This window comes from Bradyrhizobium lupini (assembly GCF_040939785.1).
GTDB classification, from domain to species: Bacteria; Pseudomonadota; Alphaproteobacteria; order Rhizobiales; family Xanthobacteraceae; genus Bradyrhizobium; species Bradyrhizobium canariense_D.
Genome location: NZ_CP162553.1, coordinates 1857052 through 1868691, shown reverse-complemented (window position 1 = coordinate 1868691; position 11640 = coordinate 1857052). Strand labels below are relative to the sequence as shown.

Sequence of the window (11640 nt, the reverse complement as noted above, 5' to 3'; positions counted from 1 at the left end):
ATCAACCATGTTCCGCGACGATCGATCCCTCCCGTGATCAAACGGAATCGTGGTCACGCTGGTGTTGCGTGAAGTCAAAAACCCCCGCCCGAAATTTGGGCAGCTCGACTGTGCATGGGGTTGTTTTCACGTTTTTTGTTTGTGTTCTTGATTTGTTCCTTTGACATGCTATCTTGGCTTCATGAGTCCAGCATCCTCTCATGCTCTCAAGCACCCGCCGGTCACGGCGCCCTCCGAGCCGGCGGGTGCGCCTTCTGACTTCCCTGAGCTGGCGGTCGCCATCGACCGCCAGCGCAGGCGAGGCCGGGGCGCGCAGTCCAACGCCAGCGGCCGGTTTGAGGCCGAGGCGCGCGTCGCATTCGACGATGGCTGGCAGAGCCTTGAAGAACTGCCCCCGTTCAAGACCACGGTCGGGATCGACACCTCGCGCAAGGTGATCACCCGCAACGAATCTCCCGACATCGGCTTCGATCGTTCGATCAATCCCTACCGCGGTTGCGAGCACGGCTGCGTCTATTGCTTCGCGCGGCCGACGCATGCCTATCTTGGCCTGTCGCCGGGGCTCGACTTTGAGTCGAAGCTGTTCGTGAAGCCCGAGGCGCCGGCGTTGCTCGAGAAGGAGCTTGCGGCGCCGGGCTACGAGCCGCGGATGATCGCGATCGGCACCAACACCGATCCCTATCAGCCGATCGAGCGCGAGCGCAAAATCATGCGCGGCATTCTGGAGGTGCTGGAGCGCGCCGGCCATCCCGTCGGGATCGTCACCAAGTCGGCGCTGGTCGTGCGCGACATCGACATTCTCGCGCGAATGGCCAAACGCAACCTCGCCAAGGTCGGGATCTCCGTGACCTCGCTCGATCCGAAACTAGCGCGCACCATGGAGCCGCGGGCGTCCACGCCGCCGAAGCGGCTGGAGGCACTGAAGCAGCTTTCCGAGGCTGGCATTCCGACCACCGTCATGGTCGCGCCCGTGATCCCCGCGCTGAACGATTCCGAGATCGAGCGCATCCTGGATGCCGCCGCCCATGCCGGCGTCAAGGAGGCCTCCTACGTGTTGCTGCGGTTGCCGCTCGAGGTGCGCGATCTCTTTCGGGAATGGCTGATGGCGAACTATCCGGACCGGTATCGCCACGTCTTCACGCTGATCCGCGACATGCGCGGCGGCCGTGACTACGATGCGAAATGGGGCGAGCGCATGAAGGGCACCGGCCCGATGGCCTGGACCATCGGCCGCCGCTTCGAGATCGCTTGCGACAGGCTCGGGCTGAACAAACGGCGCGCCAAGCTGACGACGGATCATTTTGCCAAGCCGAAGCGGAACGGCGATCAGCTCAGCCTGTTCTGAGGGACGAAGTGAGAGAGGCGTCTATGAGTAAGGAACCGCCAGCTCCTATCCCGCGGCTGACCGTCATCACGCTGGGCGTGAACGACATCCGCGCCAGCATTGCCTTTTACGACGCGCTCGGTTTCTCGCGCCGGCTCAAGGTAACCGGCGAGACCGTTGCGTTCTATGACACCGGCGGTCCGGTGCTCGCGTTGTTTCCCTGGGATCAACTCGCGGTCGACGCCAAATTGCCTGATCATCCGAGGCCATCGACGTTCCGCGGCATGACGCTCGCCTGGAATTGCCGCGCGCGTGAGGAGGTGGATGCGGTGCTGGTCTTCGCCGTCAGCAAGGGAGCCGCGTTGCTGAAGGCAGCACATGAGACCGACTACGGCGGCTATTCCGGCTATTTCGCCGATCCTGACGGCCATCCCTGGGAGGTCGTGGTCGCGCCCGGCATCGACGTCGGCGAGGACCGGCGGGTGCATCTGGCGGAATAGGGCGGCTGGCTTGAATAACGGGAATTGTTCGAGGTTCCCGATTGCGCAGGCCATGCCGCTTGCGCACGATCCCGGCCATGATTCGGGATCAATCCGCAAAGAAGCCGGCCAAAGGCGCGCCCAAAAAGGCTGCGCCTAAGAGCGAGAAGGCTGCGCCTGAGAACAAGAAAGCTGCGCCCAAAAAAATCGCCAAGGCGCTGGCCGGCACAAAGAGCGCCATCATCGTTGCCCCAAGCTTCCGCCGTGAGCGCGCGCTGATCAAGCGCGGCGTTTGGCCGGTAGCGGGCTGCGATGAGGCGGGCCGCGGGCCACTGGCCGGTCCGGTGGTGGCGGCGGCGGTGATTCTCGATCCCGACCGCATCCCGCGCGGCATCGACGATTCCAAGCGCCTGACGGCCGAGGAGCGCGAAAGGCTGTTCGGCAAGATCTGCGCGACCGCCCAGGTCTCGGTGGCCGTCGCCTCGCGCTCCCGCATCGACCGCGACAACATCCTGCGCGCCTCGCTGTGGGCGCTGAAGCGCGCCGTGGTGGCGCTGCCCCAGCAGCCGCGGCACGTCTTCGTCGACGGCCGCGACCGGCTCGACACGGAATGCGATTGCGAGGCCGTGATCGGCGGCGACGGCATCGTCCTGTCGATCGCAGCGGCCTCGATCATCGCCAAGGTAACGCGGGACCGCCTGATGTGCGCGTTGGCGCAGGACTGTCCCGGCTACGGTTTCGAGCAGCATAAGGGCTACGCCGTGCCCGAGCACCTCGACGCGCTCAACCGCCTCGGTCCCACCGTCCACCACCGCAGCTTCTTCGCCCCCGTCGCCGCCGCACGCGCCAAGCACATGCCCTGGACGGTCGAGCCGGCGCAGGATCTGTTTGCGGTGACCGAGATCGAGCTGCAGGTGGACGCGAGCCTGGAAGTCGACGCGTCGGCAAATCTCTAGACGAGACTCAGTTGCCACGACGCGTCACGCCCTTTATCAAAACAGTCGTGAGCGAATAGGGCCGGCTTCACGGGTTGGCTGCATCTTTCGGACGTTGCATGCGGTTTACCTCCCTGGTCATCGAGCTCATTCGCGCGCGGCCGCGGCTGATCGTCTGGATCGCCGTGCTGCTCCAGGCCGCGATGTGGCTGTTCGTGGCGCTGGTGTTTTATCGCAGCCCGCCCGGCAGTCTCGCGACCCTGCTGGCCTTCGGCCGCGAATACCAGGTCGGCACCGATCTCGGGCCGCCCTTGCCGGTCTGGCTCGCCGACATCGCCTATCGCGCTGCCGGCGGCCACCTGTTCGGTGTCTACGTGCTGGCCGAGCTCTGCGGGATCGCGACGTTGATCACGCTCTATCATCTGTCCCGCGCGGTGGTCGGCCCCCAGCAGGCAGTGCTGGCCGTGCTGCTGACCATGACGCTGCTGGCCTTCTCCTCGCCCACACTCGACTTCGGCCCTCTGGTGCTGGCGCGACCGCTCTGGGCGCTGCTGCTGCTGCATTCCTGGCAGATCATCGGACAGCGCCGCGGCAACGCCTGGTTTGCCTGGTCGATCGAGGCCGGCCTCTTGCTGTTGACGACGCCGGCTGCGATCTTCCTGCTGCTGCTGATCGTCGTCTTCGCGCTCGCAACCGCGGACGGCCGCCGCACGTTGCGTGCCTTCGACCCGCTGTTTGCGCTGGTGGTCGTCGCCGTGCTGGCATTGCCCTATGCCGTCTGGCTGACGCGCGCCGAGGCGCTCGTCCTGCCGGCCCTGCCTGAGGTCGCCCAGCTCAATGCCCGTGCGCTGCACGCGGCCTGGCTGCTCGGGGGGCTCCTGCTCGGTGCGGCGGCGATCCCGGCGCTGACCGTCCTCAACACCGGCCTGTTCGTGCCCAAGAGCGAGGAGGCGCCGATCATCTACCGCCCGCCGGTCGAGCCGCTCGCACGTAATTTCGTCTATTTCTTCGCGCTGGCGCCGGCGCTCGGCGCGGTGCTGATCTCCGGCCTGCTGGGCCTCGACGCCGTCGTCGGCGGCGCCGGCGTCGTGCTGGTGTTGTCGGGGCTTGCCGTGGTCGTGGGGGCCGGCGATCTCATCGCGATGCGCCGCGCGAGGATGCTGCGGATGGTCTGGGCGGCTGCCGTCGTGGCGCCCGCAATCGGCGTCGTGCTCGCCGTCCTGCTGCTGCCGTGGACCGGTGCCAACGAGATCGCGACCTCGATGCCGGCCCGCGCGATTTCGGACTTCTTCGACGAGAGCTTTGCCCGCCGCACCAATCATCGCCTGCGCGCGGTCGCCGGCGAGACCCAGCTTGCGAGCTTGATCACGCTGCATTCCGGCCGGCCGCATCTCTTCATCGATGCCGAGCCCGCGCGTACACCCTGGATCAATCAGGCCAAATTCAGCGAGACCGGCGGCGTCGTGGTCTGGCGCGCTTCCGATACCGCCGGCACGCCGCCGCCGGACATCCTCGCGCGCTTTCCCGGCATCGTGCCGGAAGTCCCGCGCGCCTTCGAATGGCTGGTGACCGGACGCCAGCAACTCCTGCGCATCGGCTGGGCCATCGTGCGGCCGAAGGGGACTTAGTTGCTCGCTCTTTCGGTGGTCATTGCGAGGAGCCCTTGCGACGAAGCAATCCACAGCCGCCCCTCACGCCTCCGCCAGCACCTTCGCGATCGCGCGCAGATCCTGCCAGGCCAGCCGCTTGTACGACGGCGAGCGCAACAGATAGGCGGGATGGAAGGTCGGCAGCGCGCGAATGGTGCGCCCGCCCGTCTCGTAGTCGAACCAGCGGCCGCGGGTACGCATGATGCCTTCGCGGGTCGACAGCAGCGTCTGCGTCGAGGGATTGCCGAGTGTCACCAGCACCTCCGGATTCACCAGCTCGATCTGGCGCTGGATGAACGGCAGGCAGATTTGCGTCTCCTGCGGCGTCGGCGTGCGGTTGCCGGGCGGCCGCCAGGAATCACGTTGGCGATGTAGGCCGTGGTGCGGTTGAGGCCTATGGCTCCTATCATCAAATCGAGCAGCTTGCCGCTGCGCCCGACGAAGGGCAGCCCCTCGATGTCCTCGTCGCGGCCCGGTGCCTCGCCGACGAACATGATGCGTGCCTGCGGATTGCCGTCGGCGAAAACCAAACGTGTCGCCGTGTGCTTCAGCGCGCAGCCGTCAAAGCTCTGCATCAGCTCGCGCAGCGCCTCCAAGCTTGGCGCGGTGCGTGCGGCCTCGCGCGCCGAGGCGATCGCGATGTCGGGCGCAGGTGCCGCCTCGCCGCGCATCACCGCGGGCGCGGCGACCGGCCGTGGGGCCTCGACTGGAGGTGGCGCGCGCGGGGCCGGAGGTGGAACATCCAATTCCGCCAGGCGGTCGATCGGTTCCTCCGCGAGCGTGCAATCGACTCCGGCCTCCAGATAGAAGGCGAGCAGCTCTCGGACCGTGGGTGCGGGTTCTGGGATCATCGGAAAGTCTGACTATTAGTCCAGTTTGGGGCGCCTTGCACCCCGGCGAAACGCATTTCCGAGGTTGTCCTACCCGGAAAAATCGGAAACAAGAGGGCGCAATCGACCAAGGACCGTCTCAAGGGCTGAGATCAGATGAGCACCGAAGAACTTCCCCCGCGCGAATCCATGGAATTCGACGTCGTCATCGTCGGCGCCGGTCCCTCGGGCCTGGCTGCGGCGATCCGGCTGAAGCAGATCAATGCCGATCTCAATGTCGTGGTGGTGGAGAAGGGCTCCGAGGTCGGTGCGCATATTCTCTCCGGCGCCGTGATCGATCCGGCCGGGCTCGACAAGCTGATCCCGGACTGGCGCGAGGATCCTGATTGTCCGCTCAAGACGCAGGTCAAGGACGACCGCTTCTTCTGGTTCACCGAGACCAGCGCGATCAAGCTGCCGAACTTCATCATGCCGCCGCTGATGGACAATCATCACTGCTATATCGGCTCGCTCGGCAATGTCTGCCGCTGGCTGGCGCGCAAAGCGGAAGCGCTAGGCGTCGAGATCTATCCCGGTTTTGCCGCGGCCGAAGTGCTCTATGACGACAATGGCGCGGTGCGCGGCATCGCCACCGGCGACATGGGGATCGGCCGGGACGGCAAGCCGAAGGACTCCTTTACCCGTGGCATGGAATTGCTCGGCAAGTACACGCTGTTCGCCGAAGGTGCGCGCGGCAGCCTGACCAAGCAGCTGATCTCGAAATACGCGCTCGACACCAAAAGTGAGCCGCCGAAATTTGGCATCGGGCTCAAGGAAGTCTGGCAGATCGATCCGGCCAAGCATCAGAAGGGCCTCGTGCAGCACGCGGTTGGCTGGCCCTTGAACAACAACACCGGCGGCGGCCTGTTCTTCTACCATTATGACGAGAACCTGGTGTCGATCGGTTTCGTCGTTCATCTCAACTACAACGACCCCTATTTGTCGCCATTCGACGAATTCCAGCGCGTCAAGAACCATCCGGCCGTCCGCGCGACGCTTGAAGGCGGCAAGCGGCTGGCTTACGGCGCGCGCGCCATCACCGAAGGCGGGTACCAGTCGGTGCCGCGGCTGAGCTTCCCGGGCGGTGCGCTAATCGGCTGCGCGGCCGGCTTCGTCAACGTGCCCCGGATCAAGGGCGTGCACAATGCCATGGGCACCGGCATGCTCGCGGCCGAACATGTTAACGTGGCTCTCGCTGCGGGCCGCGCCAATGATGAGCTGGTCGAATACGAGAACGGTTGGCGCGATTCCGTCGTCGGTAAGGACCTCTATCCTGTCCGCAATGCCAAGCCGTTGTTGTCGAAGTTCGGCACCTTCATCGGCGCCGGGCTCGGCATCTTCGACATGTGGTGCAACACGCTGTTCGGCGGCTCGCTATTTGGCACCCAGTCGCACGCGAAGCCCGATCGCGCGACGCTCGATCCGGCCAAGACCCACGCGCCGAGAACCTACCCGAAGCCGGACGGCAAGATTTCCTTCGACAAGCTCTCGTCGGTGTTCCTGTCCAATACCAATCATGAGGAGGACCAGCCGGTCCATCTCAAGGTCACGGACATGAACCTCCAGAAGACCTCCGAGCACGACGTGTTTGCCGGTCCCTCGAATCGCTATTGCCCGGCCGGCGTCTATGAGTGGATCGAGGAAGGTTCGGGCCCGCGCTTCCAGATCAATGCCCAGAACTGCGTTCACTGCAAAACCTGCGACGTGAAGGACCCCAACGGCAACATCACCTGGGTTCCCCCGGAGGGCGGCGGCGGTCCGAACTACGAGGCCATGTAGGCTGGGGTCAGCAAGTCACGATCCATGTGACCGAGGCCAATGTGACCAGAGTTGCGTGATCTTCGCCCTGTGACGCACGTTCGCGTGAGAACCCGGCCGCGGTCCCCGTGGTCACGATAAGGCCATACTGGCGGCGTCTTGGGGCGCTCTTGACGGGTCACTTGGCCGATTTGTGCCGTGCGGAGGGGATCGCCCGGCCCGATCCTTGCGGTGAAGCGCCAAAAGCGGCATTGTCGGCCTGACGGTTCCGGGTCCCATGCCACCGGCCGCGTTCGCTTGCGATACGGCCTTCTGCAAACCCAGGCACTACCAACTCAAGGCGAGCCCCGATGCTTTCAAATCGTTTCAACCGTTGGACTGTTGCCGCCATTGCCCTCATGGGCTCAGCGATGGCGACGGTCCCCGGCGCGGTCCGGGCGCAGACGCCGGACCATCCGTCCGACACGGCGGCGCAGTTTCCGACCCGAAACGATCTGAAGGCGCTGACCACCTCCGGCAGCTATCTCGCCGCCCGCCACGCCAGCGTCGAGCGCGACGCGGCCTCCGCCGCTGCATTCTATCGCTCGGCCCTGCGCACCGACCCCAAGAACAACGAGCTGCTCGACCGCGCCTTCATCTCCTCGGTCGCCGACGGTGACATCGACGAGGCTGTCAAGCTCGCCGAGCGCATCCTGACCATCGACAAGACCAACCGCGTTGCACGGCTCGTCGTTGGCGTGCACGATCTCAAGTTCAAGAAGTACGCGACCGCGCAGACCAACATCAACCAGTCGATCCGCGGTCCGATCACCGATCTCGTCGCCACGCTGCTGTCGGGCTGGGCCGCCTATGGTGCGGGGGATGCCAAGGGCGGCGTCGCCACCATCGACAAGCTGGCCGGTCCTGAATGGTATCCGCTGTTCAAGGATCTCCATGCCGGCATGATCCTCGAACTCGCCGGCAAGGAGAAAGACGCTGGCACCCGGTTCGAGCGTGCCTACAAGCTCGACGATTCCATGTTGCGTGTCACCGAGGCCTATGCGCGCTGGCTATCTCGCAACAAGGACTCGGCCGCCGCGACCACGGTCTACCAGGCTTTCGACAAGAAGCTCGCCCGCCATCCGCTGATCGTGGAAGGGTTGCGCGACACCAAGGCCGGCAAGAAGATGCCGCCGCTGGTCGATAGCGCGCAAGCCGGCGCCGCAGAAGCACTCTACGGCATCGGCGCCACACTGACCCGCCGCGGCGGCGAGGATCTGGCGCTGGTCTACCTCCAGCTCTCGCTCTACCTGCAGCCCACCCATCCCCTGGCGCTGCTCTCGCTCGCCGATCTCTATGAATCGGTGAAGCGGCCGCAGATGGCGATCAAGGTCTACGAGCGGGTGCCGTCGTCCTCTCCACTCAAGCGCAACGCCCAAATCCAGCTCGCCATCGATCTGGATTCCGCCGACCGCACCGACGAGGCGATCAAGATCCTCAAGGGCGTCACCACTGAGGATCCCAAGGATCTCGAAGCCATCATGGCGCTCGGCAACATCGAGCGCGGCCGCAAGAAGTTCGGCGAATGCGGCGCGACCTATTCGCAAGGCGTCGACGTGCTGCCGGCCGGCAACGATAAGGCCAACAGCGTCTGGTATTATTATCGCGGCATCTGCGAGGAGCGCTCCAAGCAGTGGGGCAAGGCCGAAGCCGACATGAAGAAGGCGCTCGAGCTGCAACCCGACCAGCCGCACGTCCTCAACTATCTCGGCTATTCCTGGATTGACCAGGGCATCAATCTCGACGAAGGCATGAAGATGATCAAGCGGGCAGTCGAGCAGCGCCCGGATGACGGCTACATCGTCGACCCCCTTGGCTGGGCCTATTACCGCATCGGCAATTACGAGGACGCGGTGAAGAACCTCGAGCGCGCCATTGATCTCAAGCCCGAGGATCCCACTATCAACGATCACCTTGGCGACGCCTATTGGCGCGTCGGCCGCACGCTGGAAGCCAAGTTCCAGTGGGCCCACGCCCGCGATCTCAAGCCCGAAGCGGATGAGCTTCCGAAGATCGAGGCCAAGATTGCAAACGGTATGACCGACGACAATTCGAACTCCTCGGCTGCGCAGGCGGAGAAGGAGAAGAAGAAGGACGACGGCAAGGGCGGCTGAGTGAGTTGAAGTTGGGGGCGTGTCGTCAATGCCGGCGTTGATTGAAGAAGGGCGCGCGAAGGTCAATCTGAGCCTTCGCGTGGTCGGCCGTCGTGCCGACGGCTATCATGATCTCGAAAGCGTGGTCGCCTTTGCCGACTGCGCCGACCGGCTCACGCTGGAGCCCGGCGGCGAGCTGAAGCTCACCACGACGGGGCCGCTCGCCGCGGCCTGCGGCAATATGGCCGACAACCTCGTGTTCAAGGCGGCCAAGCTCCTGGCCGAAGCCGTCCCGAACCTGAAGCTGGGCGCCTTCGCGCTCGACAAGGTGCTCCCGGTCGCCGCCGGCATCGGCGGCGGCTCGGCCGACGCCGCGGCGGCGCTGCGGTTGCTGGCGCGCCTCAACGATCTGTCGCTCGACGACGCCCGCCTCCAGAAGGTTGCGCTTGCGACCGGCGCCGACGTGCCGGTGTGTCTGTTCTCGCGCGCCTGCGACATGACCGGTGTCGGCGAGCAGCTGCTGCCCTTGATGCTGCCGAGCATGCCCTGCGTGATGGTCAATCCACGCGTGCCGGTCGCGACAAAGGACGTGTTCCAGGAGCTGGGCCTGCGCAACGGCGAACTCCTGGTCGGCGCCACGTCCGTCTTCGACGGCCCGGCCTGGCCAGGCGAGGGCGCCTCCATCGCCGACTGGATCGATACTCTCGAGACCGTCGCCAATGATCTCGAAGCGCCTGCGATGCGCATCAAGCCGGTGATTGGCGACGTGCTGGAAGCCTTGCGTGGCTCCGCCGGCGTCAAGCTCGCCCGCATGTCCGGCTCGGGGGCGACGTGCTTTGCGATCTATGGCGCATCTGCCGAGGCGCATGCCGCCGCCGAGAATATCCGCAGGGATCATTCCGGCTGGTGGGTGCACTCGGGAACGCTGAGCTAGATCTGCAATGACGCGGATGTTGCGGAGCTAGCCCGCAGCGTCCTCGCCAAGCCCGAGAAACCGCCGGATCTCACCCAACACCTCCTGCGGCTTGTCATGCTGCAGCCAGTGTCCGGCCCCTGCAATGGTCTCGACGCGCGCCTGCGGAAAGTAGCGCTCCAGCCCCGCGGCCCTCGCGCCAGCCAGAAAGCTTTCGCCGGCATTCAAGAGCAGCGTCGGACAGGTGATGCGCGACCACAGCGCGATGTGATCGTCCGGCCAGAGCCGGTGCGGCGCAGAGGCGCGCTGGTAGGGATCGAACTTCCAGCTATAGGTGCCGTCCTCGTTCTGCCGCGCGCCGTGGGTGGCGAGGTGCAGCGCGAGCTCGCGAGACAGCCGCTTGTTGTGAAGGACCATCTGCGCCGCCGCGTCTTCGAGGGTCGAATAGCGGCGCGGTGCGCGGTCGTGCAACTTGTCGAGCTGACCGATCCACTTGCCGATCCGCTCATGCACCGGCGGTTTTGGTGTATCCGGCAACATCGTCACGCCGTCGAGCACGACCAGCTTCGAGACCTGTTCGGGGAATGCCCCTGTAAAGATCAGGCTGACCATGCCGCCCATAGAATGGCCGATGAGAGTGACTTGAGGCGCCGCGATGGCACGGACGAGCTGGGCCAGATCGTACACATACTCCGTCAGCGCGTAGCTGCCGCCCCTGGTCCAGTCGGAATCGCCGTGACCGCGCAGGTCCGGTGCGAGCACGTGAAAATGCGGCTGCAGCGACCGGGCGATGACGTCCCAGCTCCGGCAGTGATCGCGGCCGCCGTGAACCAGGATGGCGACCGGCGCGCCGTCGTTGCCCCAGTCGGCATAGTGCAGCCGCAGGCCGTGAGACTCGTAAATGCGGCTTTGCGGGGCGGGCATGGTGGCGCTATCCATTCACGGGCCGCCGCGCCAGTGCGAGCGACAGGCCGAGCCCTGCGATGAAGACGCCGGAGCCCTGGGTGAGACGTCGCATCAAATGCGGGCGTCCGATCAACTGCGTACGTGTCGCGGAGGCCATCAGCACCACCACGATATCGGCGAGCGTGTTCAGCGTCACCGAGAGCGCGCCCAACGTGATGAATTGCAGTGTCGGGTTCGATCCCGCCGGGTCAAGGAACTGCGGAATGAAGGCGAGGAAGAAGGCGGCGGTCTTCGGGTTCAGCGCCTCGACCAGCACGCCGTCGCGAAAGGCGCGCTTGTCGCCGACGGGCTTGCTGTCGAATGACGGCGCGCGGCTGGCGCTGCGAAAAGTCCTGATGCCGAGCCAGACGAGATAAAGTGCGCCGACGAATTTCACGGCGGCAAACAGCTCGGCGCTGGCAAGAATGATCGCGGAGATGCCGAAGCTGCCCGCGACCACATGAACCAGCCCGCCGAGCGCGGTGCCCGCGGTCGATGCAAAACCGCTGCCGCGCCCTTCCGATAGGGTCCGTGCCGCGACGTAGAAAATGCCGGGGCCGGGAACGGCGGCGATGAGACAAGCGGCGGCCAGGAACAGCCAGAAATTCGTGTTGATCATCCTGCTTTGGTAGCGAT

The 11640-nt window shown here is 65.3% G+C and carries 9 protein-coding genes and 1 pseudogene; 7 read left to right on the top strand and 3 right to left on the bottom strand.

The features are described 5' to 3' along the window. Positions 1-181 precede the first annotated feature (181 nt). The 4 genes from AB3L03_RS09120 to AB3L03_RS09105 all read left to right on the top strand — a co-directional run bounded on the left by AB3L03_RS09120 (position 182) and on the right by AB3L03_RS09105 (position 4366). Entirely contained in the window at positions 182-1345 is a 1164-nt protein-coding gene (locus AB3L03_RS09120; RefSeq protein ID WP_018454912.1) for a PA0069 family radical SAM protein, read from the top strand. A 23-nt stretch (positions 1346-1368) separates the two neighbouring features. Continuing rightward, positions 1369-1824: a VOC family protein gene (locus AB3L03_RS09115; RefSeq protein ID WP_018454911.1), complete on the top strand. Its 456-nt coding sequence runs from the start codon at positions 1369-1371 to the stop codon at positions 1822-1824. 77 nt (positions 1825-1901) lie between these two features. Continuing rightward, on the top strand, positions 1902-2759 hold the full coding sequence (locus AB3L03_RS09110; RefSeq protein ID WP_204513850.1) for a ribonuclease HII: 858 nt from the start codon (positions 1902-1904) through the stop codon (positions 2757-2759). Positions 2760-2857: 98 nt separating this feature from the next. Then, positions 2858-4366 carry a glycosyltransferase family 39 protein gene (locus AB3L03_RS09105; RefSeq protein ID WP_018454909.1) on the top strand — a complete coding sequence of 503 codons (1509 nt, stop codon included), beginning with the start codon at positions 2858-2860 and terminating at the stop codon, positions 4364-4366. Between the two features lie 63 nt (positions 4367-4429). On the opposite strand, the pseudogene AB3L03_RS09100 reads toward AB3L03_RS09105, so the two are convergent. Next, a pseudogene (locus AB3L03_RS09100) lies at positions 4430-5238 on the bottom strand (uracil-DNA glycosylase family protein). A 135-nt stretch (positions 5239-5373) separates the two neighbouring features. Between AB3L03_RS09100 and AB3L03_RS09095 the strand changes: the two are divergent. From AB3L03_RS09095 to AB3L03_RS09085, 3 genes are all read left to right on the top strand, one after another. Next, positions 5374-7035, top strand: a complete 1662-nt coding sequence (locus AB3L03_RS09095) for an electron transfer flavoprotein-ubiquinone oxidoreductase (protein ID WP_368508449.1) — start codon at positions 5374-5376, stop codon at positions 7033-7035. Between the two features lie 329 nt (positions 7036-7364). Continuing rightward, complete coding sequence (locus AB3L03_RS09090) at positions 7365-9167, top strand: tetratricopeptide repeat protein (protein ID WP_368508448.1); 1803 nt, start codon at positions 7365-7367, stop codon at positions 9165-9167. Between the two features lie 28 nt (positions 9168-9195). Beyond that, positions 9196-10080, top strand: coding sequence for a 4-(cytidine 5'-diphospho)-2-C-methyl-D-erythritol kinase (locus AB3L03_RS09085; protein WP_018454905.1), 885 nt, complete (start codon positions 9196-9198; stop codon positions 10078-10080). Between the two features lie 27 nt (positions 10081-10107). Here AB3L03_RS09085 and AB3L03_RS09080 read toward each other — a convergent pair whose 3' ends face one another. Together AB3L03_RS09080 and AB3L03_RS09075 are read right to left on the bottom strand one after the other, a co-directional pair. Beyond that, on the bottom strand, positions 10108-10983 hold the full coding sequence (locus AB3L03_RS09080; RefSeq protein WP_247299542.1) for an alpha/beta fold hydrolase: 876 nt from the start codon (positions 10981-10983) through the stop codon (positions 10108-10110). Between the two features lie 7 nt (positions 10984-10990). Continuing rightward, on the bottom strand, positions 10991-11623 hold the full coding sequence (locus AB3L03_RS09075; RefSeq protein ID WP_018454903.1) for a LysE family translocator: 633 nt from the start codon (positions 11621-11623) through the stop codon (positions 10991-10993). Between the last annotated feature and the right edge of the window lie 17 nt (positions 11624-11640).